This window comes from Amphritea atlantica (assembly GCA_024397875.1).
Classification (GTDB): Bacteria; Pseudomonadota; Gammaproteobacteria; order Pseudomonadales; family Balneatricaceae; genus Amphritea; species Amphritea atlantica_B.
In genome coordinates this window covers 94062-117429 of the sequence record CP073345.1, presented here as the reverse complement: position 1 = coordinate 117429, position 23368 = coordinate 94062, and the positions used below count along the sequence as shown (strand labels likewise).

At 51.0% G+C, this 23368-nt stretch carries 28 protein-coding genes and 1 pseudogene; 19 read left to right on the top strand and 10 right to left on the bottom strand.

The annotated features are described in order from the left end of the window. The first annotated feature begins 10 nt into the window (after positions 1-10). The 15 genes from rplE (at position 11) to rplQ (ending at position 7864) form a co-directional block, all read left to right on the top strand. Positions 11-550 carry a 50S ribosomal protein L5 gene (gene rplE / locus KDX31_20080; GenBank protein UTW05688.1) on the top strand — a complete coding sequence of 180 codons (540 nt, stop codon included), beginning with the start codon at positions 11-13 and terminating at the stop codon, positions 548-550. Between the two features lie 10 nt (positions 551-560). Then, complete coding sequence (gene rpsN / locus KDX31_20075) at positions 561-866, top strand: 30S ribosomal protein S14 (protein UTW05687.1); 306 nt, start codon at positions 561-563, stop codon at positions 864-866. 68 nt (positions 867-934) lie between these two features. Beyond that, complete coding sequence (gene rpsH, locus KDX31_20070) at positions 935-1327, top strand: 30S ribosomal protein S8 (protein ID UTW05686.1); 393 nt, start codon at positions 935-937, stop codon at positions 1325-1327. Between the two features lie 11 nt (positions 1328-1338). Further along, entirely contained in the window at positions 1339-1872 is a 534-nt protein-coding gene (gene rplF, locus KDX31_20065) for a 50S ribosomal protein L6 (GenBank protein ID UTW05685.1), read from the top strand. A 9-nt stretch (positions 1873-1881) separates the two neighbouring features. Then, on the top strand, positions 1882-2232 hold the full coding sequence (gene rplR / locus KDX31_20060) for a 50S ribosomal protein L18 (GenBank protein ID UTW05684.1): 351 nt from the start codon (positions 1882-1884) through the stop codon (positions 2230-2232). An 11-nt stretch (positions 2233-2243) separates the two neighbouring features. Then, a complete protein-coding gene (gene rpsE / locus KDX31_20055) occupies positions 2244-2744 on the top strand; it encodes a 30S ribosomal protein S5 (protein ID UTW05683.1) in 501 nt (166 codons plus the stop codon). A 6-nt stretch (positions 2745-2750) separates the two neighbouring features. Then, positions 2751-2933, top strand: coding sequence for a 50S ribosomal protein L30 (gene rpmD, locus KDX31_20050; protein UTW05682.1), 183 nt, complete (start codon positions 2751-2753; stop codon positions 2931-2933). 10 nt (positions 2934-2943) lie between these two features. Further along, positions 2944-3378, top strand: coding sequence for a 50S ribosomal protein L15 (gene rplO / locus KDX31_20045; protein ID UTW05681.1), 435 nt, complete (start codon positions 2944-2946; stop codon positions 3376-3378). Further along, on the top strand, positions 3379-4707 hold the full coding sequence (gene secY, locus KDX31_20040) for a preprotein translocase subunit SecY (protein ID UTW05680.1): 1329 nt from the start codon (positions 3379-3381) through the stop codon (positions 4705-4707). It abuts the gene before it with no gap. A gap of 23 nt (positions 4708-4730) precedes the next feature. Beyond that, the gene (gene rpmJ / locus KDX31_20035) at positions 4731-4847 is read left to right on the top strand and encodes a 50S ribosomal protein L36 (GenBank protein UTW05679.1); all 117 of its coding nucleotides are present in this window, start codon (positions 4731-4733) and stop codon (positions 4845-4847) included. 143 nt (positions 4848-4990) lie between these two features. Beyond that, positions 4991-5347 (top strand): 30S ribosomal protein S13, encoded by a 357-nt coding sequence (gene rpsM, locus KDX31_20030; GenBank protein UTW05678.1) that lies wholly within the window; start codon positions 4991-4993, stop codon positions 5345-5347. A 24-nt stretch (positions 5348-5371) separates the two neighbouring features. Beyond that, the gene (gene rpsK, locus KDX31_20025) at positions 5372-5761 is read left to right on the top strand and encodes a 30S ribosomal protein S11 (GenBank protein UTW05677.1); all 390 of its coding nucleotides are present in this window, start codon (positions 5372-5374) and stop codon (positions 5759-5761) included. Between the two features lie 18 nt (positions 5762-5779). Further along, positions 5780-6400: a 30S ribosomal protein S4 gene (gene rpsD / locus KDX31_20020; protein UTW05676.1), complete on the top strand. Its 621-nt coding sequence runs from the start codon at positions 5780-5782 to the stop codon at positions 6398-6400. A 26-nt stretch (positions 6401-6426) separates the two neighbouring features. Continuing rightward, positions 6427-7431: a DNA-directed RNA polymerase subunit alpha gene (rpoA, locus tag KDX31_20015; GenBank protein ID UTW05675.1), complete on the top strand. Its 1005-nt coding sequence runs from the start codon at positions 6427-6429 to the stop codon at positions 7429-7431. Positions 7432-7471: 40 nt separating this feature from the next. Continuing rightward, entirely contained in the window at positions 7472-7864 is a 393-nt protein-coding gene (gene rplQ, locus KDX31_20010) for a 50S ribosomal protein L17 (protein UTW05674.1), read from the top strand. A gap of 146 nt (positions 7865-8010) precedes the next feature. Here rplQ and KDX31_20005 read toward each other — a convergent pair whose 3' ends face one another. Next, on the bottom strand, positions 8011-8910 hold the full coding sequence (locus tag KDX31_20005; protein UTW05673.1) for a LysR family transcriptional regulator: 900 nt from the start codon (positions 8908-8910) through the stop codon (positions 8011-8013). A gap of 95 nt (positions 8911-9005) precedes the next feature. On the opposite strand from KDX31_20005, the gene KDX31_20000 reads away from it, so the two are divergent. Together KDX31_20000 and KDX31_19995 are read left to right on the top strand one after the other, a co-directional pair. Beyond that, positions 9006-10037, top strand: a complete 1032-nt coding sequence (locus KDX31_20000) for a zinc-binding alcohol dehydrogenase family protein (GenBank protein ID UTW05672.1) — start codon at positions 9006-9008, stop codon at positions 10035-10037. Between the two features lie 36 nt (positions 10038-10073). Next, positions 10074-10311: pseudogene (locus KDX31_19995) on the top strand (antibiotic biosynthesis monooxygenase). Between the two features lie 169 nt (positions 10312-10480). Here KDX31_19995 and uvrA read toward each other — a convergent pair. Further along, positions 10481-13318 (bottom strand): excinuclease ABC subunit UvrA, encoded by a 2838-nt coding sequence (uvrA, locus tag KDX31_19990; GenBank protein UTW05671.1) that lies wholly within the window; start codon positions 13316-13318, stop codon positions 10481-10483. A 172-nt stretch (positions 13319-13490) separates the two neighbouring features. Between uvrA and ssb the strand changes: the two genes are divergently transcribed. Beyond that, positions 13491-14042, top strand: coding sequence for a single-stranded DNA-binding protein (ssb, locus tag KDX31_19985; GenBank protein ID UTW05670.1), 552 nt, complete (start codon positions 13491-13493; stop codon positions 14040-14042). A 65-nt stretch (positions 14043-14107) separates the two neighbouring features. Here the strand turns inward: ssb and KDX31_19980 are convergent, their stop codons facing one another. From KDX31_19980 to KDX31_19950, 7 genes are all read right to left on the bottom strand, one after another. Next, positions 14108-14563 (bottom strand): TerB family tellurite resistance protein, encoded by a 456-nt coding sequence (locus KDX31_19980; GenBank protein UTW05669.1) that lies wholly within the window; start codon positions 14561-14563, stop codon positions 14108-14110. A 236-nt stretch (positions 14564-14799) separates the two neighbouring features. Next, positions 14800-15762 carry a 2OG-Fe(II) oxygenase gene (locus KDX31_19975; protein ID UTW05668.1) on the bottom strand — a complete coding sequence of 321 codons (963 nt, stop codon included), beginning with the start codon at positions 15760-15762 and terminating at the stop codon, positions 14800-14802. Between the two features lie 92 nt (positions 15763-15854). Then, positions 15855-16946, bottom strand: coding sequence for a BMP family ABC transporter substrate-binding protein (locus KDX31_19970; GenBank protein UTW05667.1), 1092 nt, complete (start codon positions 16944-16946; stop codon positions 15855-15857). 262 nt (positions 16947-17208) lie between these two features. Then, on the bottom strand, positions 17209-18135 hold the full coding sequence (locus KDX31_19965) for an ABC transporter permease (protein UTW05666.1): 927 nt from the start codon (positions 18133-18135) through the stop codon (positions 17209-17211). A gap of 3 nt (positions 18136-18138) precedes the next feature. Beyond that, complete coding sequence (locus KDX31_19960) at positions 18139-19248, bottom strand: ABC transporter permease (protein UTW05665.1); 1110 nt, start codon at positions 19246-19248, stop codon at positions 18139-18141. After that, positions 19245-20792, bottom strand: a complete 1548-nt coding sequence (locus KDX31_19955; protein UTW05664.1) for an ABC transporter ATP-binding protein — start codon at positions 20790-20792, stop codon at positions 19245-19247. Before KDX31_19955 ends, KDX31_19960 begins: the two co-directional genes overlap by 4 nt. A gap of 300 nt (positions 20793-21092) precedes the next feature. Further along, positions 21093-21749: a TetR family transcriptional regulator C-terminal domain-containing protein gene (locus KDX31_19950; protein UTW05663.1), complete on the bottom strand. Its 657-nt coding sequence runs from the start codon at positions 21747-21749 to the stop codon at positions 21093-21095. Between the two features lie 219 nt (positions 21750-21968). Between KDX31_19950 and rfbD the strand changes: the two genes are divergently transcribed. Beyond that, positions 21969-22901, top strand: coding sequence for a dTDP-4-dehydrorhamnose reductase (gene rfbD, locus KDX31_19945; GenBank protein UTW05662.1), 933 nt, complete (start codon positions 21969-21971; stop codon positions 22899-22901). 6 nt (positions 22902-22907) lie between these two features. On the opposite strand, the gene KDX31_19940 is transcribed toward rfbD, so the two are convergent. Then, the gene (locus KDX31_19940) at positions 22908-23279 is read right to left on the bottom strand and encodes a SirB2 family protein (GenBank protein ID UTW05661.1); all 372 of its coding nucleotides are present in this window, start codon (positions 23277-23279) and stop codon (positions 22908-22910) included. Positions 23280-23368 lie beyond the last annotated feature (89 nt).

Below are 23368 nucleotides of genomic sequence, written 5' to 3'. Positions count from 1 at the left end.
AGTTGATGCCATGTCTAGATTAAAAGCACTCTATAACGAGTCCGTTAAGCAGCAGTTGAAAGATGACTTGAGCTGTCCTAACGTGATGGCTGTACCACGCCTGACCAAAATTACCCTGAATATGGGTGTTGGTGAAGCGCTGGGTGATAAAAAGCAGCTGGATAATGCCGTAGCAGAAATGCAGGCAATTGCAGGTCAGAAGCCTGTTGTAACCCTGGCCCGCAAGTCAATTGCTGGCTTTAAGGTTCGTGAAGGTTGGCCGATCGGTTGTAAGGTTACTCTGCGCGGTGAGCGTATGTGGGAATTCCTGGACCGTCTGGTTGATATCTCGATCCCACGTATTCGTGACTTCCGTGGCCTGAACCCGAAATCTTTTGATGGTCGTGGTAACTACAGCATGGGCGTGAAAGAGCAGATCATCTTCCCTGAAATCGAATACGATAAGGTAGATAAGCTGCGTGGTATGGATATTACCATCACCACCACTGCTCGCACTAACGACGAAGGTCGTGCCCTGCTGGCAGCCCTCAACTTCCCATTCAAAAAGTAAGGGTAGAGTAATGGCTAAGGTATGTATGAAAGCGCGCGAAGCTAAACGCGCAAAAATGGTTGCCAAGTATGCTGAAAAGCGTGCTGCTCTTAAAGCAATCGTTAAGAACCCTGCTTCTTCTGAAGATGAAGTATGGGAAGCTCAGGTAGCGCTTCAGAAGCTACCGCGTGACGCTAACCCGGTTCGCCAGGTGCGTCGTTGTCAGGTAACTGGTCGTCCACACGCTGTTTACCGTAAGTTTGGTCTTAGTCGGATCAAGCTGCGTGAAGCTGCAATGCGTGGTGATGTGCCGGGCCTGAAAAAAGCAAGCTGGTAAGCACAATGGTCCGGGCAGGATGATTCCCATCCTGCTACCGCATTGCGCTGCACAAAGGAAAATAAACCATGAGTATGCAAGACACTCTTGCGGATATGCTAACCCGTATTCGTAATGGTCATATGGCTGAAAAAACAGCTGTAACTATGCCTGCTTCTAAACTGAAAGCATCTGTTGCTGCAGTTCTGAAAGAGGAAGGTTACATTGCTGACTTCGCTGTTGAAGGCGAAGGTAAGCCAGTGATGACTGTTGAATTGAAATACTTCGACGGCAAGCCGGTTATTGAGTCAATCCAGCGAGTTAGTCGTCCAAGTTTGCGAGTATATAAAGGCGCGTCTGATCTGCCTAAAGTTGCTGGCGGTCTGGGCGTAGCTATCGTTTCCACCTCTCACGGTGTGATGACTGATCGCGCTGCACGTGCTGCCGGTATCGGCGGCGAAGTCATCTGCACGGTATTCTAGGAGCTGGAAATATGTCTCGAGTTGCTAAAAGTCCCGTTGTCCTACCGGCAGGTGTTGAAGCTAAGGTTGAAGGTCAGCAGATCAATGTAAAGGGCGGTAACGGTGCCCTGGGTCTGACTGTTCACCCGTCTGTAGAAGTAACCACTGAAGAGAACACTCTGAAGTTCGCAGCACGCGATGGCAGCAAGTCTGCTAATGCGCTGGCTGGTACTACCCGTTCTCTGGTTAATAACATGGTTGTTGGTGTAAGCGCTGGTTTCTCTAAGAAACTGCTGCTTCAGGGTGTTGGTTATCGTGCTGCCGTAAACGGCAAGACACTGAGCCTGACTCTGGGTTTTTCACACCCAATCGATTACCAACTGCCTGAAGGCGTTACCGCAGCAATGGAAGGCCAGACTACTATCGTGCTCAATGCAGCCGATAAACAAGCTCTGGGCCAGGCCGCTGCAGAAGTTCGTGCTTTCCGTCCACCAGAGCCTTACAAAGGTAAGGGTGTACGTTACGCTGACGAATTTGTTCGCCGTAAAGAAGCTAAGAAGAAGTAAGGTAGGGTCATGAACGAAAAGAAAACATCTCGTATTCGCCGTGCCCGCCGTGCCCGTTTCAAGATGCGTGAACTGGGCGCAGTACGTCTGTGTGTAACCCGTACACCACGTCACATCTATGCACAGGTTATCTCTGCTGATGGTGGTCAGGTTCTGGCTGCAGCTTCAACTGTAGAGAAAGACCTGCGTAGTGATACTACCGGTAACACTGATGCCGCTACTAAAGTAGGCACACTGATCGCTCAGCGCGCAAAAGACGCTGGCGTGACTAAGGTTGCTTTCGACCGTTCTGGTTTTAAATACCATGGACGTGTTAAAGCGTTGGCAGATGCAGCCCGTGAAGGCGGCCTGGAATTCTAAGGGGTTTGACAATGGCAAATCACGAACAGAAAGACGGTGACCTACAAGAGAAACTTGTTCAGGTTAACCGTGTTGCCAAAGTAGTTAAGGGTGGTCGTATCTTCGGTTTCACCGCTTTGACTGTTGTTGGCGACGGTAATGGCCGCGTAGGCTTCGGTCGCGGTAAGGCACGTGAAGTGCCTGCGGCGATTCAAAAAGCGATGGAGCAAGCGCGTCGCAATATGATCACAGTTGAGCTGAACGGCACAACTCTGCAGTACCCTATTAAAGCCCGTCACGGTGCTTCTAAAGTGTACATGCAGCCAGCTTCTGAAGGTACCGGTGTAATTGCCGGTGGTGCAATGCGTGCCGTACTGGAAATCGCTGGTGTTCACAACGTACTGGCTAAGTGCTACGGCTCTACCAACCCAGTAAACGTTGTTCGCGCAACTATCAACGGTCTTGCTAGCATGACATCTCCTGAAGATGTTGCTGCTAAGCGTGGTAAGACCGTAGAAGACATTCTGGGGTAATCAACGATGGCATCTACTCTCAAGGTAACACTTGTACGCAGCACCATCGGTATCCTGCCTAAGCACAAATTGTGCGTCCAGGGTCTTGGTCTGCGCCGTATCGGTCACTCCGTTGTTGTGGAAGACACTCCTTCCGTACGCGGTATGATCAACAAAGTTAACTACATGGTTCGTGTAGAAGGCGAATAAGGAGTCCGTTATGCGTCTTAATACACTGAGTCCTGCCGAAGGTTCTAAGCACGCTCCTAAGCGTGTAGGCCGCGGTATTGGTTCCGGCCTGGGTAAAACCGGTGGTCGTGGCCATAAGGGTCAGAAATCCCGCTCCGGCGGTTCTGTGAAACCAGGTTTCGAAGGTGGTCAAATGCCACTGCAGCGTCGTCTGCCTAAGTTCGGTTTTACCTCTCGTCAGGCTGCATTCGTTGCAGAAATTCGCCTGAACGAGCTGGCTAAGATTGATGCTGAAGTGATCGACCTGGATGCACTGAAAAAAGCGGATATCATCAAAGACAGCATCAAGCGTGCGCGCGTGATCTTGTCCGGTGAAATCACCAAAGCAGTTACCGTTAAAGGTCTTAAAGTGACCAAAGGCGCTCTGGCTGCAATTGAAGCTGCAGGCGGAAAAGTCGAGGAATAAATGGCTAAGAAAGGACCAGTACCAGCAGGAAGTCAGAACGGCCTGGGCGAGCTTAAATCCCGCCTGTTGTTTGTTCTGATTGCGATCGTTGTATACCGTATCGGTGCACATATTCCGGTACCTGGTATCAACCCTGATCGTCTGGCAGCACTTTTTGACCAGAATCAGGGTACCATCCTGAGCATGTTTAACATGTTCTCAGGGGGTGCTCTGGAGCGGATGAGTATTCTCGCGCTGGGTATCATGCCGTACATCTCTGCATCGATTATTATGCAGCTGATGACGGTGGTGAGCCCGACGCTGGCACAACTCAAGAAAGAAGGTGAGGCTGGTCGTCGGAAGATCAATCAGTATACTCGTTACGGCACCGTAATCCTTGCGACTGTACAGTCATTTGGTATGGCGGTAGGCCTGGCGAATCAGGGCGTGGCTTTCGCTGCAGATGTCAATTTCTACTTTGTAGCAGTTGTCACTCTTGTATCGGGTGCTGTATTCCTGATGTGGCTGGGCGAACAGGTAACTGAGCGGGGTATCGGTAACGGTATCTCTATTCTGATCTTCGCTGGTATTGTGGCCGGTCTGCCTAGTGCAATCGGTCAGTCCTTTGAATCGGCACGTCAGGGGGATCTTAATATCCTGGCGTTGCTGGCCATCGCTGTGCTGGCGGTAGCCACTGTGGGTTTCGTAGTGTTCATGGAGCGCGGTCAACGCCGTATCACCATTAACTATGCGAAACGTCAGCAGGGGCGTCGTATGTACGCTGCACAGACCAGTCATCTGCCGTTAAAGGTGAATATGGCTGGTGTTATTCCGCCGATCTTCGCTTCAAGCATTTTGCTGTTCCCTGCTTCACTTGGTCAGTGGTTTGGCCAGACTGAAGGCATGGAACTGCTACAGGATATCGCACTTGCGCTGGGCCCGGGTCAGCCGCTGTATATCCTGCTGTTTTCGGTATGTATCATTTTCTTCTGTTACTTCTACACCGCGATTGTTTTCAATCCGAAAGATGTGGCCGATAACCTGAAGAAATCTGGTGCATTCATCCCGGGTATCCGCCCAGGGGAGCAATCTGCTAAGTACATCGATAACGTACTGGGCCGCCTGACACTGTTTGGCGCCCTGTACATCACTGCGGTATCTCTGATGCCTCAGTTCCTGGTTGTGGCCTGGAATGTACCTTTCTACTTCGGTGGTACGTCACTGCTGATCGTAGTTGTTGTTGTGATGGATTTCATGGCACAAGTACAGTCGCACCTGATGTCTCATCAGTATGAATCCCTGATGAAGAAGTCGAATCTTAAAGGAGGTGGTGCTGGCCTGCTGCGCTAGCCCCCTGCTATTTGGAGTTGATCATGAAAGTACGTGCATCTGTTAAGAAAATCTGCCGTAACTGCAAGATCGTACGTCGTAACGGTACTCTGCGGGTTATCTGCAAAGTTGAACCACGACACAAGCAGCGCCAGGGTTAATTAACGCCTGGTCTGGGAGTGGTTGGCGCGAAGCCTTGATTTATTTTTGATCAAAGTGTAGAATCTCGCGCCTTCCATTAATAGAAGAATTTGCAGTACCTGTGAAAAGCACAGGTGCATGCTAATGAGTTGGAGTAAATTGAATGGCCCGTATAGCTGGCGTCAATATTCCTGACAATAAGCATGCGGTAATTTCATTGACTTACATCTTCGGAATTGGCCGCACTACAGCGAAGGACCTCTGCGCTACTTGTGGGATTGCAGAATCCACAAAGATTGCAGATTTGTCAGAAGAACAACTGGACATCGTACGTGGCGAAGTTGCCAAGATGACAGTTGAAGGCGATCTTCGCCGTGAAGTATCCATGAACATCAAGCGCTTGATGGATCTGGGCTGTTATCGTGGTCTGCGGCATCGCCGTAGTCTGCCTCTCCGTGGTCAGCGCACTAAGACTAATGCGCGTACCCGTAAGGGCCCACGTAAGCCAATCCGTAAGTAATGGTAAGCGATAGGAATTTCCAGTATGGCTAAGCCAGGTAATCGCACACGTAAAAAGGTTAAAAAGCAGGTTGTTGACGGATTCGCTCACATCCATGCTTCATTTAACAACACGATCATTACTATTACTGATCGTCAGGGCAATACCCTGAGTTGGGCAACCGCAGGCGGCTCCGGCTTCCGTGGTTCTCGTAAGAGTACACCCTTCGCGGCACAGGTTGCTGCGGAACGTGCAGGTGTAGCTGCTCAAGAGTATGGTCTAAAGAATTTAGACGTTTTTGTTAAGGGCCCAGGCCCAGGCCGTGAATCCGCTGTACGTGCATTGAATGCATGTGGATACAAGGTTAACAACATCACGGACGTGACACCGATTCCTCACAACGGTTGTCGTCCACCGAAGAAACGTCGCGTTTAATCCGGAGACAGTAATAATATGGCTCGTTATTTAGGACCAACATGTAAGCTGTCTCGCCGTGAAGGTACCGACCTTTTCCTGAAGAGCGGTGTTCGTGCTCTGGACAGTAAGTGTAAAGCTGAAAATGTTCCAGGTGTACATGGCGCTCGTCGTGGTCGTTTGTCTGATTACGGTTTACAGCTTCGTGAAAAACAGAAAGTTCGTCGTACATACGGCGTGCTTGAAAAGCAATTCCGCAGCTACTACAAGGAAGCTGCCCGTCGCTCTGGAGCGACTGGTACCAACCTTCTTCAGTTGCTGGAAGGGCGTCTAGACAATGTTGTCTATCGTATGGGGTTTGGATCTACTCGTGCTGAAGCACGTCAGGTAGTTTCACATCGCCAGATTACAGTTAACGGTCAGTCTGTGAACGTTCCATCTTACCAGGTACAAGCTGGTGACGTGGTTGCCGTTCGTGAAAAGTCTAAGACTCAGCTGCGTATCAAACACGCACTTGAGCTGGCTTCTCAGCGTACCTCTGTTGAATGGGTAGAAGTAGATTCTGCGAAAATGGAAGGAACTTTCAAGTCCCTGCCAGAGCGTAGCGATCTGTCTGCTGATATCAACGAGCAGCTGATTGTCGAACTGTACTCTAAGTAAATATTGACTTCTTAATTGGTGGAACTATGCAGCGTTCAGTAAACGAGTTTCTAAGTCCCCGTCATATCGACGTTCAGGAAATTAGTGCAACTCGTGCAAAAGTTACTTTGGAACCACTGGAGCGCGGTTTTGGCCATACGCTGGGTAATGCGCTACGCCGTATCCTTCTCTCTTCAATGCCTGGCTGTGCCATCACTGAAGTAGAGATCGAGGGTGTGCTGCATGAGTACAGCACCATCGAGGGCGTGCAGGAAGACGTAATTGAAATCCTGCTCAACCTCAAAGGTGTTGCAGTCGCGCTGCACAATGGTGACGAAGCAACCCTGACTCTGTCTAAGAGCGAAGCGGGTCCTGTTACAGCAGCTGATATTCAGCTGAATCAGGACGTTGAAATCGCGAATCCAGAGCATGTCATCGCTCATCTGAGCGAAGGTGCGAGCCTTAACATGCAACTGAAGATCGTGCGTGGTCGTGGCTATGTGCCAGCTGATGCGCGCGTATCTGATGAAGACGAGTCACGGACCATCGGTCGCCTGCAGCTCGATGCTACCTACAGCCCGGTTCGCCTGGTATCGTATGTAGTTGAAAGTGCTCGTGTTGAACAGCGTACTGACTTAGATAAGTTGGTTATTGACATTGAATCCAATGGTACTATCGATCCGGAAGAATGCATCCGTCGTGCTGCAACTATTCTGCAGCAGCAACTGGCTGTATTTGTAGATCTGGAAGGTGGTAAGGATCAGGTTAACGATGAACCGGAAGAACCAGAGATCGATCCGATCCTGCTGCGTCCGGTTGATGATCTGGAGCTGACTGTACGTTCCGCCAACTGTCTGAAGGCAGAGCAGATCTACTATATCGGTGATCTGATTCAGCGTACCGAAGTAGAACTGCTTAAGACTCCGAACTTGGGTAAGAAATCGCTGACCGAGATCAAGGACGTTTTGGCGTCTAAAGGTCTGTCGCTTGGTATGCGCCTGGAAAACTGGCCACCGGCGAGCATCAGAAACGACGATAAAGTCGCTTCCTGATCTGCGGTTTTAAACCTAACAGTTTGGCAAGGATAAAAAGATGCGTCATCGTAAATCAGGTCGTCACTTTAATCGTACAAGTGCGCACCGTAAAGCAATGTTCAAGAACATGGCTGTAAGCCTGTTCGAACATGAGCTCATCAAGACCACGCTGCCTAAAGCTAAAGAGCTGCGTCGTGTTGCTGAGCCTCTGATCACACTGGCAAAAGTAGACTCGGTTGCTAACCGTCGTCTGGCCTTTGCCCGTACCCGCAGCAAAGAAGCTGTCGGTAAACTGTTCAATGAACTGGGTCCTCGCTACGAAGGTCGTCCAGGCGGATACATTCGCATTCTAAAATGTGGATTCCGTACTGGTGACAACGCGCCGATGGCTTACGTTGAACTGGTTGACCGTCCAGCTGACGCTGTAGCGGTAGAAGATTCTGAAGATTAATCTCTTCGACTCTTAATAAAAACCCGGCTTATGCCGGGTTTTTTTTTGCCCTCGATCAGTCGCCATATTTTCCCCTATAGCTGTTTGAAGAAAATCTGACAATTGAACAATAATTTTGGCTGCTAGTATGAGTGTATTCAGATCACTCAAGCTGTAGCTAGTTCTATGGCGACTTTGTCTCGCAGAAAATCTCTCAATAGCAGCACCGCCGGGGTTAACTGCTGTCTGCTTGGGCAAATCAGATAGAGAGATAAAGGCTTAGACTGATATTCTTGAAGTATCCTCACGAGTTTACCCTTCTTCAGGTCTTGGTTTACATCTAACACCGATTTATAGCCAATTCCTTTGCCTGCGACAGCCCAGCGTCGGACGATCTCGGCATCGTCGCTTTCACGGTCTCCCTTCACCGATATTTTATATCGCTTTTCACCACGGAATAGCTCCCAGGTATTGAACGATCGGCTGCCTAGTCTGAACATCAGGCAATTATGTTGGCGCAGATCATCAGGATGCTCAGGTTTACCATAACTCACTATGTAATCGGGTGAAGCAATAATTAGCCGTTCCATTGTGGCAATTTGAAAGGCGATCATGCTGGAATCTTCTGGCTCACCATAGCGTAGCGCGACATCTACCCGGTCCAGATAGAAATTTGACAAGCTATCGCTGATGCTCAGTTTTAGAGAAAATTCAGGATGTTCTTCCATCATTTCATCAATCCATGGGATGGCTATATTCCGGCCAAGGTCTGAGGGCACTGACAGACGAAGTTCACCCGAAATTTTACCTTTAATCGCATGTAAAGAGGCTTTTCCTTCCTCCAGAGAGGCTAATGCCTGTTGGCAATATAGTAGAAAGTGCTCACCTTCCGAAGTGAGGCGAAGCTGACGAGTTGAACGGATAAACAGCTGCGTATCCAGTTGTTTCTCTAGTCGTTTCAGGGCTGCACTGGCGGCTGCTGGCGTTATGCCAAGTTGCTTAGCGGAAGCGGTAATGCTTTCACTGTCCGCGATTCGGGTGAAGAGATCTAAATCTGATGTGTTCATTATCAAAAATAATTTGAAACTGATTAATTGATTGCCTTGTTTTAAGTTTAGGGCTATCCCTCGACAATGTCTCTATCAATTTACGGAGACATTAAATGAAAGCTATCGGTTATCTAACATCACAAGATATTACAGCGCAGGATTCATTGGTTGATATTGATCAGCCTATGCCTGTTGCCACCGGTCGTGATTTGCTGGTTAAGGTTAATGCCATATCGGTAAATCCGGTTGACACTAAAGTTCGCAAAAATGTTCAGCCTGAGAATGGAGAATATAAGGTTCTGGGATGGGATGCCGTTGGTGAGGTTGTTGCTGTCGGTGAGCAAGTACAGTTTTATAACAAGGGTGACAAAGTTTGGTATGCCGGTGACTTGACTCGCCCAGGCACTAACTCTGAGTATCATCTTGTTGATGAACAGATTGTGGGTCATAAGCCAACGTCGATTTCTGACGCTGAAGCTGCGGCATTGCCTTTGACCACCATCACTGCATGGGAATTGCTTTTTGATCGTTTAGGTCTTGCCCCGTGTGGATCTGCTCATGCTTCAGCTGAGCAGCAGGTACTGATCATCGGGGCTGCGGGTGGCGTTGGTTCAATTATCGTGCAGCTCGCCGCCAGATTAACTGATGCGGTGGTTATCGGCACTGCTTCTCGTCCAGAAAGCCAACAATGGGTAACCGCATGCGGCGCCGATATCGTCATTGATCATCGTAAGCCTCTGCAGGAAGAGCTCAACAAGGTTGGTTTGTCGAGTGTTACCCATGTTGTTAGTTTGAATGGTACTACTGAGCATTTTGATTCGATTGCTGAGGTTATAGCGCCCCAAGGAAAGTTTGCGCTAATCGATGATCCTGATCAGCCGCTGGATATTATGAAACTTAAAATGAAGTCTGTTTCTTTGCACTGGGAATGTATGTATACCCGTTCGATGTTCAATACCTCTGATATAGCCAAACAGCGTGATCTGTTGAATGAGGTCGCCGGACTTATCGACGCAGCAGAGATTAAAACAACACGGGGGGAGCACTTTGGACCGATCAACGCAGAGAATCTTAAACGTGCTCATATCGCAGTCGAAAGTGGCACCGTGATAGGTAAGATCGTACTCGAAGGGTTTGGGCACTAACTCATTAATGTCAGAGTCGCTTCTAAAGGGCTCTCTATGAAGGCAGCACTGACAATCATTGCATGTATCTAAGCCAGACCAGAAGACGTACTACGGGTAAAAAGCCGAACTAATTAGTTTGATTGAACCGACACATGCTGAACAGGGGGGTATCGAGTACGACCTTCATCAGGATAAGGAAAATGCGCAGGTTTTTGCCTTCTATGTAAGCTGGGAATCCCGTGAATTATGGCTGAGGCATATGAAAGTGATCCCCTGAAACGCTATTCGGTAGTCATTGAGGGCTATCGCAAGCTTTACCGTGAATGAGATGAGTCGCGTAGGTTGACACATTAAAGGCTGATGCAACAAGCATCAGCCTTTCTGCCCTTATTTTCTTTCTAGCAACTAGCAAGAGGCGAAGCCGCGTCTGGCAAGTCGCGTAGGGACGTTCTAGCCACTTATCAGCTTTTATTCTTAGCTTTATCCAGCAGAGGCTTCAAGAATTCCCCGGTATATGACCCTTTAATCTCGGCTACTGTCTCCGGTGTGCCGGTAGCGATGATCTGTCCGCCACGGGTGCCGCCTTCAGGGCCGAGATCGACGATCCAGTCGGCGGTTTTAATCACATCCAGGTTGTGTTCAATCACCACGATGGTGTTACCGTGATCGCGCAGGCGATAGAGCACGTTCAGCAATTGCTGGATATCGTAGAAGTGCAGACCGGTAGTCGGTTCATCGAGGATATAGAGGGTTTTACCGGTATCCCGTTTACTCAGCTCTTTGGCCAGTTTCACCCGTTGTGCTTCACCCCCGGAGAGGGTGGTGGCGGCTTGTCCCAGGCGGATATAAGACAGACCGACATCAATCAGCGTTTGCAGGCGACGGGCGAGCGCCGGAATGGCATCGAAAAACTCACGACCATCTTCTACCGTCATCTCCAGGACTTCGTGGATGCTCTTGCCCTTGTATTTAACTTCAAGGGTTTCGCGGTTGTAACGCTTGCCCTTGCAGACGTCACAAGGGACGTAGATATCCGGCAGGAAGTGCATCTCTACCTTGATAACGCCATCGCCCTGACAGGCCTCACAGCGGCCGCCTTTGACGTTAAAGCTGAAGCGTCCGGGTTTGTAACCCCGGGAGCGAGCTTCCTGAGTACCGGCAAACAACTCCCGAATCGGGGTGAAGATGCCGGTGTAAGTTGCCGGATTTGACCGGGGTGTCCGGCCAATCGGGCTCTGATCGATATCGATCACTTTATCCAGCAGATCCATCCCTTTCAGTTCTTTGTAAGGGGCGGCATCCAGCGTGGTAGCGCCGTTCAGTTCGGTCGCTGCAATCGGGTAGAGGGTGCCGTTGATCAGGGTCGACTTACCGGAGCCGGAGACGCCGGTGACACAGGTCAGCAGACCCAGAGGTATATCCAGGTTGACGCTGTTAAGGTTGTTACCGGTAGCGCCATGCAGCTGAAGCCAGCGTCCGTCAGATGTGTGACGTTCGGATGGGACTTCGATTCTGCGCCGTCCAGACAGATAGTCGGCGGTCATTGATTCTTTGCACTGCATCAGCTGTGCCGGGGTGCCTTGCGCGATAATCTCACCACCATGCACCCCCGCGCCCGGACCGATATCGATGACATAGTCTGCCAGCCGGATCGCATCTTCGTCATGCTCCACCACGATGACAGTATTCCCCAGGTCCCGCAGGTGGATCAGGGTTTTCAGCAAGCGGTCGTTATCACGCTGGTGCAGGCCGATTGAGGGCTCGTCGAGAATGTACATTACGCCCACCAGTCCGGCCCCGATCTGGCTGGCCAGTCGAATCCGTTGTGCTTCACCGCCGGAGAGGGTTTCGGCGCTACGCTCCAGAGAGAGGTAATCCAGACCGACATTGACGAGAAACTCCAGTCGCAGGCGGATCTCTTTAAGGATCTTCTCGGCGATTTCGCCCTGTTTACCGGTCAGGTGAAGGTGATCGAAATAATCACAGCTATCGCCGATTGACAGACGTACCAGCTCGGGCAATGTTTTCTCATCAATATACACATGACGGGCATCACGGCGCAGTCGGCTACCGTCACAGGCCGGGCACTCCTGCATATTGATATATTTGGCCAGATCTTCCCGCACCATGTCGGATTCGGTTTCCCGGTAGCGGCGCGAGAGATTGTTCAGTACCCCTTCAAAGGGGTGGGATTTGCTGATGACATCGCCGCGGTCATTGAGGTAGCGAAATGCGATATCCTCTTTACCGCTGCCTTCCAGAATCATTTTCTGTTGCTTAGCGGTCAGCTCTTTGAATGGAGTATCCATATTAAAGCCGTAATGCTCGGCTACGGCTTTCAGCTGTTGGAAGTAATACAACGCCCGCCGGTCCCAGCCTCTGATAGCCCCCTCTGACAGCGTCAGCGTGTCATCTGAAACCACTTTCCGGGGATCAAAAAACTGCTTTACACCCAGTCCGTCACAGGACGAGCAAGCCCCGTGAGGGTTATTAAAGGAGAACATCCGCGGTTCCAGCTCCTGAATGCTGTGGCCGCATTTAGGGCAGGCAAACCGGGCGGAAAATACCAGCTCTTCGCCATCGCCATCCATATAGCTGATAGTGGCGATACCGTCGGTCATGGCCAGCGCCGTTTCAAACGATTCCGCCAGACGGATCTGCAGGTCATCGCGGACTTTGAAGCGATCAACCACCGCTTCGATATGGTGCTTTTTATTCTTATCCAGCTCCGGAATACTGTCGATATCGCAGACGATGCCGTTGACGCGTGCGCGGACAAAACCCTGCGCCCGTAGCTCACTGATCGTATGTAAGTGCTCACCTTTGCGCCCCTGAATCACCGGGGCCAGCAGCATCAGTTTGGAGCCTTCCGGTAGCGCCAGAACCTGATCGACCATCTGACTGACGGTTTGTGCGGCTAATGGCAGATCATGATCCGGGCAACGCGGCTCGCCTGCACGGGCAAACAGCAAACGCAGATAGTCATAGATCTCGGTAATGGTGCCAACGGTGGAGCGGGGGTTGTGGGAGGTGGATTTCTGTTCAATTGAGATGGCCGGAGAGAGGCCCTCAATATGATCGACATCGGGCTTTTCCATCATCGACAGGAACTGACGGGCATAAGTAGAGAGCGATTCTACATAGCGGCGCTGGCCTTCAGCATAGAGCGTATCAAATGCCAGTGACGACTTACCGGAGCCGGACAACCCGGTAATAACAACCAGTTTATCCCGGGGGATCTCGAGGTCGATATTTTTCAGGTTGTGTGTTCTGGCGCCGCGAACCACTATCTTGTCCATCGTTGTTTCCGTGTCCAATGCAAAAGCACAAGTATAAAGAGTTATGCGTGTCGCCAACACCTGATCTGAAGATATTTTCCATGGTTATTTATGATATGCTTTAGCCCAATGCATTAGCTGTAATAAATGTGCAGCAACCGTTGCGAAAAGTTAAAGAAAATTGGAGAAATCAATGGCACGCGGTGTTAATAAAGTCATCCTGATTGGTAACCTGGGCAATGAGCCTGAAACTAAATATATGCCGAGCGGCAATGCGGTGACCAACATCACGGTGGCAACCTCTGAATCATGGAAGGATAAGCAGACCGGTCAGCAGCAGGAACGCACCGAGTGGCACCGGGTGGTGTTTTTCAACCGCCTGGCTGAGATTGCCGGTGAGTACCTGCATAAAGGGTCTAAAGTGTATCTGGAAGGTTCACTGCGCACCCGTAAATGGCAGGATCAGCAGGGCCAGGATCGTTACACAACTGAGATTGTTGCCAGTGAGATGCAGATGCTCGATGGTCGTGCTGACGGCGGTAGCGGTGGTGGTTATCAACAGCCCCAGGCCGGTGGTTATCAACAGGCACCACAGCAGCAGGCTCCGCAGCAGAACTATCAGCCACAACAGGCGCCACAACAGAATTATCAGAAGCCCCAGCAAGCGCCACAACAGCCGCGGCAGAATCCAGCACCGCAGCCTGCGCCAGGCCTGGATGATTTTGATGATGATATCCCCTTCTGAGGGACTGACATATCATAAAAAAACCCGCATCTGCGGGTTTTTTTTATGGCTGTTGTATAAGGGTCCTAGAGTGACTCCATAACCCGCAGCTTAGCCGTAATAAAATCAGTATGGGAAACATGAATCAGATCGGCTATACGACGAATCACATGCTCTTCGTAATGGTGCAGTTCACCATCGGCATAAGCCACCCGCCACAGGTTTTCGATCAGCGATATTTTTTCCTGAGGCGTACAGATCTCGTTGATTTGTGAAGTGAAGCGGAAATAATCTGTCGCCTCCCGTTGTGCCTTTCCGGCTTGCTTCAGCAGCTCATCTGCTGTGACCTGATTCAGGGAAAAGCTTTTCTTCAGTACATCCAGCAGCGTGCTTTGCTCTTCGGGCTTACGCTCGTAGTCTGATAACAGTACTTCGACCATCAGGGCGGCTGATGCCAGGGAGATAATCTTCTGGGGATCGCTGGGCGAGTCGCTTTCCGGCGGCAGGAAGGTGTCCAGAAAGGACTTCAGCTTTGTCATCATTTAAATTCTCCATCACATCGGGTAGACAAGTGAACGTCAGACTTAGTTCATTGTGGTGGTCTGGGTCGCTTCAGCACTCTTATCGTATCGATAAATATTATTTTCTGTCGCAGTATTTGCATTAACAAGAATTGCTTTGGAGGTCTGTCGGTTATTAGAGAAGCAGCGATGATCCGCTACACTACAGCAGGAGTCACTGCGTATCGGGATGTCGACTCCGGTGCCGCCTGACCGCTTTACGCGGTCTCTTCAGTTCGGTAGGCGTAAGTGTTGTTAAAGCAGTAGATCATCCAGTCACCGGCAGAAATCGGCTCATATCTGGGGGCCTCACCGGGTAGGCAGCAGTTTTCCAGACAGCTGACATCGGTATCAAAGTCCGGCTCGACAAAGAACGGCATTGAGTAACGCTCCTGTCCGCTGGGGCTGAAGACCCGGTGGGCGGTGGATTTGTACCGGTCGTTGCTCCAGCGCGCCATCATATTGCCGATGTTGATAACAAACGCATCCTCAATGGGCGGCGCATCGATCCATTCACCATCTTTGCCCTGCACCTGAAGGCCGCCCACCTCATCCTGCCAGAGGATGGTAATGCAGCCATAATCGGTATGGGCGCCGGCACCTATATGCTTTTCGCCACTATCCAGCTCGACTTCGGGGTAGTGAATAAAGCGCAGTACACTCAGGGGGTAATCAAACTTGTCGGCAAAAAAATCCTTGTCGATACCCAATGCCATCGCCAGCGCACTGAGTACAGTTTTGCCCAGCTCCAGCATATCCCGGTAGTGACGTTCCATCTTTTGCTGAAAATCAGCGGGCATCGGAGGATACTGGTTGGGGCCGTAGAGGGGCCTTTCCGGTCCAGTCAACGGGTGATCGGCGGGCAGGTTCAGGCCCATATCAAAGGTCTCTTTGATATCTCCGGGGCGTTCCGGGTCCAGTTGTTCCGCTTTCATCCTGCCATAACCACGGTGGTTGGCCGACAGGGAGATATCGATCTTAAGCTTTTCTGCTTCAGGGAGGGCGAAAAATGCCTGTGACAGATTGCGCATCTCCTGAATGCGCTCTCTGCTGATGGGGTGACCCTGAATATAGAAAAAACCACTTTCCCGACAGGCGGTATCGATCGCCCTGGCGACTTTCAGCTTTGCTGATTCGTTTTCGGAATATAAGCTGGAGATATTGATCAGAGGAATATTCATAATGCTGCTGAACTCTTATTGGAAAACGATTTGCCGCTATCGGAGACAGCGGCGAGTCGTTTGTCTGTCACTATTCAATAATCCGATGAGCCTTACTTGGGAATATCAGAAACGATCCCTTCAACGTACCAGTTCATCTTTTCCAGAGCGTCGTAATTCAGGCGTTCACCCTTAGCTACAACCAGCTCACCGGCTTTGTTTTTGATCGGTCCGGCAAACGGGTAGATGCTGCCGTCTTTGATGCCGGCGATCAGCTCTTTCGCGTGGGCGACAACATCGGCAGGTATGCTCTCATTGAAGTCGGGAATGACAATAGCACCCTCTTTCATACCCTCGACATTGGCTTTGGCTGTCCAGCTGCCATCCATTACCGCTTTAACTGTATTGATATAGTGGGGACCCCATTCATCAACAACCGATAGCAGATGGGCGTTCGGACCGAAAGATGACATATCGGATGCCTGACCCACGGCATAGGCACCACGTCGCTCAGCTGCCTGCATCGCCGCCGGGCTGTCGGTATGTTGCAGGATAACGTCGACACCCTGATCCATCATGGCATTGGCGGCATCCGCTTCTTTGCCCGGATCAAACCAACTGTTAACCCAGATCACTTTGAGTTCCGCTTCCGGGTTGTACTTGTTCAGAGCCAGCTGCACTGCGTTAATATCGCGGATAACCTCAGGGATAGGGAAGGATGCGATATAACCGATTTTGTTGCTTTTAGTCACCTGTGAGGCGACATAACCGGCAACATAGCGCCCTTCAAAGGTCGTGGAGATATAGGTGCCCAGGTTTTTCGCCATCTTGTAGCCGGTGGCATGCTCAAATACAACATTGGGGAACTGTTTGGCGACCTTCAGCGTTGGGTTCATAAAACCAAACGAGGTGGTGAAAATCAGATCGTGGCCGGTTTTTGCCAGGTTGTAGATGACCCGCTGGGCGTCAGCACCCTCGGCGACGTTTTCCACATAGGTTGTCTGTACTTTATCGCCAAATTCCGCTTCAACGGATTGACGTCCCTGATCGTGTTGATATGACCAGCCATGGTCACCGACAGGGCCTACATAGACAAAACCAACTTTGAGGGGATCAGCGGCCTGAACTGAAAGAGTGGTGAGTGCAGAGATGCACATACCGGCAGCAAGACCGGTAACCAGCTTGTTAAATTGACGACGTTTCATGCGTCCTTCTCCTGTTGCATCATGTGTTTTGATAGGCTAAAAAATTGACCCTATGGTCAGTTGTTATTGTTTAAGCAAAATTCTGACCAATTAGTCATGTTTTGGTTATGCCACTGTGATCCCTGATGTAAGCAGACACGGGTCTGTTGTGGTACTCCCCGGGTGCGCTTCCTTGATTGGTAAATCAGTCCTGTTCTGGTGCATTTGCGTGGTGATTGCTTTCATACAGCTCACCAGAGCCCGTGCAGTTAAACTTCGCTCGTCAGCCTCTGGCATGGAATGGATTGCCCAGCGAGATCGGAGCCACCAGGCGGCTGCGGGTCTGATTACTCGAAAGAAGCACCAGTACCACCACTGTAGCTAAATAGGGCAGTATCGCCAGCAGGTTTGGTGAAACCGAAAAGCCAAGTCCCTGAAATACCAGGTGTAAGATACTGGCCAGGCCAAACAGCCAGGCACCCAGCAGGACGCGCTCAGCTTTCCAACTGGCAAATACCACCAGAGCAAGGGCAATCCAGCCGCGTCCCGCGGACATATTTTCAGCCCATAGAGGGGTATATGCCAGCGACAGGTAACCTCCGGCCAGTCCTGCCATGGCACCGCCAAAGATAATTGCCAGATAACGGGTCTTGAAAACCGGCAGTCCGATCGCGTTGGCCGCGTGAGGGTTTTCTCCCACGGCCTTAAGAATCAGTCCCGGGCGCGAGTAGTTGATAAACCAGTAAACGGCGCCAAACAGCACAAAGGATAGATAGACGATCAGATCCTGACCAAACAGCATTCGGCCGATGATCGGCAGATCCGTGAGTACCGGAATAAACACAGGATCCAGGCCTGCAATCGGTTTGCCGACGAAATCACTGCCGACAAATGCAGACAACCCGGTGCCAAAGATGGTCAGCGCCAGCCCGGTAGCAACCTGGTTGGCACTGAGCTCCATGGTGATCAGACCAAAAATGAGCGACATCAGAACCCCGGCGACCATCGCCAGCAGGAAGCCTAACAGCAGGCTGCCGGAGAGCAGGGTGACGATAAAGCCGACCACCGCGCCCATCAGCATCATTCCCTCCTGGCCGAGGTTTAGCACCCCGCTTTTTTCACACACCAGCTCTCCCAGCGCGACAATAAGGAGCGGTGTTCCGGTGCGGATCATGGCGTAGAGTATATTGGTAATCAGATCAATATCCATGGTTTATCCTTGCGTCTCAGACGCTAATGGCGGCACAGGTGAGCGGGAGATGACCTTTCCCGGTTTGAGGCGGATACGGAAGGTGATCAGGACATCACAGGCGAGCAGGTAAAACAGCAGCATTCCCTGGAACAGTCCGGTCAGAGCCAGCGGCAGCCCCAGGCTGATCTGCGCCATCTCCCCCCCCATATACAGCAGCGCCATCAGCAGGCTTGCCAGTAGAATCCCTACCGGATGGAGACGACCGAGAAATGCCACAATAATCGCGGCGTAACCATATCCGGGGGAGATCTGCGGAATCAACTGACCAATTGGCCCGGTCACTTCGCCAACGCCTGCCAGCCCGGCTAATCCGCCACTCAGCAACAGGGCAAAACAGATCAGTCGTTTATCCTTAAAGCCCGACAGTCGTGCGGCCCCGGCGTCCATACCCATCACTTTGATCTGGAAACCGTAAAAACTGCGGCTCATCAATACCCAGACGGCGACGACCGCCAGCAGCGCCAGCGCCATACCAAAGTTCACCCGGGTACCCTCGATCAAAACCGGTAACAGAGCCGAATCACCAAAGAGTGCCGATTCCGGGAAGTTGAAACCTTCCGGGTCCTTCAGAGGACCATGAACCGCCCAGAGCAGAATGTTCAGGGCGATATAGTTCATCATGATGGTGGTGAGGATCTCATTGGTGTTAAAGCGAACTTTGAGTATGGCGGCAATGCCAGACCAGAACATCCCGCCCACGACACCGGAGATCAGCACTGCAGGTAATACCCAGAATCCCTCTGTTTCGATCAGTTGCAAGGCTATATAGCTGCCAAACAATCCACCCATCAGCAGCTGTCCTTCGGCGCCTATATTCCAGATCTTGGCCTTGAATACCACCGACAGGCCGATGGCGCAGAGTAAAATAGGGGTGGTTTTTACACAGAGCTCTGTAATGCCGTGAGTATCAGAGATCGGGACATAAAGAATAGTGATCAATGCTTCGACCGGGTCAATACCCAGCAGAGTAAACAGTATCAGACCGGTCAGCATTGTTAATAACGCGGCTAATACCGGAGACAGATATGCCATTGTGGCGGAGCGCTCACCACGGGGTTCAAGTTTAATCATAGGGCTGTGCTTCCGTCATTGACCGAGCGGTTAAAGTCACCGGCCATCATCCGTCCCAGCTCCTGTATCGAGGATTCGGGGGTGGGTTTAATCGGCGAGAGTGCGCCATCACAGATTGCGCCGATTCGGTCGGAGATCAGGAACAGCTCGTCGATATCCTCCGAAACGACCAGAATCGCCGCCCCCTGATCACGCAGGGTAATCAGCGCTTTGTGAATTGCGGTGGCGGCCCCGATATCGACACCCCAGGTGGGGTGGGCAGCGATCAGGATTTTCGGGTTTTGCATGATCTCCCGGCCGATAATAAATTTCTGCAGGTTGCCTCCGGAAAGGCTGTCGGCCTGCGCATGGTGGCCTGCGGTTTTAACCTTATACTGATCGATAATCGCATCGGCAAAGCGCTCCGCTTTGTGCCAGGCGACCAGTCCTTTGCTGACCAGTCCGGTCAGAAAGCCGGTAAGCAGGGCATTTTCCGTCAGGCTCATTCCGGGCACCGCGCCCCGGCCAAGCCGCTCTTCGGGGACAAAAGCCAGGCCCCACTGTCGGCGCTGATCGGGAGGCAGGTTAGCGACTTCGTCTTCAGCAAAAGTAATGGTTTTGCCGTCAGGGCAGAGGTGTTCTCCGCTCAGGCTGGCCAGCAGCTCCTCCTGACCATTGCCGGCGACACCAGCGATGCCGACGATCTCTCCGGCGTTAACCGTCAGGTTGATGTGTTTCAGATGGACCCCGAACGGGTCGGGGCTATGCCGGTTCAGGTCAGTGATGCTCAGTAGCGGTGTATTGCCCAGTTTTTTGGGGTAGGTGGTGCTGACCGGTGTGTCATCTCCGACCATCAGCTTTGCCATGCTGGTGGCGCTCTCTTCAGCGGGAATACACTCGCCGGATACTCTTCCCGCGCGCAACACGGTGGCTTTGTGGCACAAGGCTTTGACTTCATTCAGTTTGTGGCTGATAAACAGGATTGAGCAGCCTTCATCGGCCAGTTGCCGCAGGGTGATGAACAGAGCCTCTACCTCCTGTGGCGTTAATACAGAGGTGGGCTCATCAAGAATCAGTAGTTTGATCTCCTGCACCAGGCAGCGGACGATCTCAACCCGCTGTCGTTCGCCCACGGACAGGGTATGAATCTCCCGGTCAGGGTTAATTGCCATACCGTACTTTTCTGACACGCTACGGATCTTGTCTGCCAGCGCGGTCAGTTCACCGGCATCGTCACCCAGCGCCAGGGCGATATTTTCAGTGACGGTCAGGGTTTCAAACAGTGAAAAGTGCTGAAACACCATGCCGATTCCCATCTTGCGGGCATGGGCCGGGTCTTTTACTTCGAGGGGCAGTCCATCCCACAGCACCTCTCCGCTATCAGGTTTTACCAGCCCGTAGATCACTTTCATCAGGGTGCTTTTCCCCGCGCCATTTTCGCCCAGCAGGGCGTGAATCTCAGCGGACTGAATATCCAGATGAACATCATCATTAGCCAGACAACCGGGGTATTGTTTGGTGATCCCGCGCAGGGTTAATCGCGGTGGTGGTGAGTTCTGCTTCACGCTGGCTACCTCGCCGATAATGGAGCTAAGGGAAAACTATACTGAAACAAAATAGTTGAGTCTTGTATATATCCAAAAAGAGAAGCAAAAAACTGGCCAGTTGGTCAACATTGCTCAGGCGTGCCTTTTTCGCCGGAATCAGGCTGGGCTGTATGTCCATATGAGCCGAATCTTGATCGGCTTCTGAAGGAGCGGCCTGAACAACGCACCCTATACGTTCATGACTGCACAGTTATTGTGCTTTAGCGAGGCAGTAATAGACTGAAACTACTCACTGGCATGGTGAGTCGCTCAGCCGGATTACGCTTTCTGTGTGATACCACAGCCTTTGAGGATAATGTGTGTCAGTGTTCCAATCGCCTGCTCATAATCGCTGTTTTCCAAAGAGTCCTTTCCCAGTGCGGAAGACACTTGTAGTGCAAAATCTGCATAGTGCTGTGTGCTGGACCAGAGTAAAAAAATAAGATGACTCGGCGCTATAGCGGTATCAAGCTTACCCAGTTGCTGCCATTGCTCGAAGACGGCCGTCCGGGATCTGAACCACTCTTCATAGCCTTCGGTGAAATAGTTGCCCAGGTTAGGGCCGCCGCTGATAATCTCGCTGGCAAAAATACGTGATGCCAGAGGATGATCGCGGGAAAATTCGATTTTTTTCCGCAGATACCGGGTCAGGCTTTCAACAGCATCATCCTCGGCTTTCAGGTTGCTCAGGGTGCTGTCCCACAGATCAATAATATCACTGAGTACCGCGAAATAGAGCCCCAGTTTATTCTTGAAATAGTAGTGAATGTTGGCTTTTGGCAGATCGGCGCGGCTGGCAATCTGCCGCATGCTGGCGCCTTTATATCCACAGGCGGCAAATTCCTGCACCGCCGCTGCCAGAATTACTTGTTCGTTGCGCTGGCGAATCCGTCCAGCAGGTTTTTCGCTTTTATGAGAGCTTATCTCTAAAGCCATAAGAAGGGCCTCGTCTTGCAAAAGAATGCGCGAACTATAGCGCAGAAGGATTGTTTATCCGGAGGCCTATTCTGCCTGTTTATATGGATATCTGAAACCATTACCGCTGTGCGGATGTTTTGGCGAAAACTTTTATCAGCCCGAACGCTTTTTTGGTTTCGCTGCCGTTTTGATATGGTATCGTTGATTTGAAAGCGAAACTGGTGGAGCTATAACGTAATGACTCAGGATTTTCTGACCACTCCGGCGAAAATTTTAATTACCGGCGTTGATGGCCAGATAGGTTATTTTTTAAATCAGGCGACACAGAATGATCCTTTTTTTTCTGTCGTTGCTTTTACGGATGCGAAACTGGACATCAGTAGTCGCGAGCAGGTCCAGAAACAACTGGATGAGCATCTGCCGGATTATGTCATCAATACTACCGGGTTTAACGCGGTTGATCAGGCTGAAGCGCAGGCTGAACGTTGCTATGCGCTGAACAGGGATGCCGTAAAAAATCTGGCGATGGCCTGTGGCGAACTCGCTATTCCGCTGATACACCTGTCATCTGACTATGTCTTTGATGGCCACTATGAGAGTGGCTATAAAGAGGATGATCAGGCACGTCCGCTGGGTTTGTATGGTGATAGTAAATGGCAGGGCGAAGAGGTGTTGCGTGCTGCATTACCGCAGCATCTGATTCTCCGGGTCAGCTGGGTATTCAGTACTATTGGCGATAATTTTATGCGTCGTGCACTTCTCCAGGCGCGTCAGGAGGAGGAGATCTTTGCTGCGGATGATCGCCGGGGGTGCCCGACCTCCGCCAGTGATATTGCCCGGGTAATCGTTGCTATTCTGAAACAGCTACATAATGGAGCAGAAAACTGGGGTACCTATCATTACTGCTGTGCAGAGATCACCACGCGTTACGGTTTTACTGAAGCGGTGCTGGCCGCTGCAGGTCAGTATGAAAAGCTTAAAGTGGAGAAGCTGATACCGATCAGCTCCTCCGAGTTAGGCAGCGATGCTGAACGCCCGGCCTCTTCGGTACTGGTCTGCACTAAATTACTGAATCATTTTGGTATCCGTCAGTTGCCCTGGCGGAGTCAGCTGGTGGCGATGATTCGTGAGCAGTACCAGAAGGAGAAGATCGATGATATCACCGCTTAACTGATATCAGGGTAGCGGGGTGTGGTGCAGGGCCACCCAGACGATATAAGCCACACAGGCCAGCGCTAAAACAAATGCGAGGGTGCGGGTCTTTCTGGTTTTTCCCCGTTTCAGGGCGATGGTACCTAGGACAATATAAGCCACCAGTGCGATCAGTTTTGCCGTCAGCCAGCTATGAGTAAGAGGATATTGGTTGACGGTAATGGTGAGAGCTATGGCGCTTACCAGTAAGAGGGTATCGATAACATGTGGTGCAATTCTGACCCAGCGTCGTTTTAACATTTCCGGTGTTGAGAGCATCCAGTAACCCCGAAGAGTGAAAAAGAGGATGCTCAGTGCGGCAAAGCTGATGTGGGAGTGCTTTAGAAGCATGTACATTGTTTGAAAACTCACCTAACAATTAGTTGAATAACTGACTAAAATAATCAGGTATATTTTTACCTAAATGAGCAAGAGATACTAGCCGG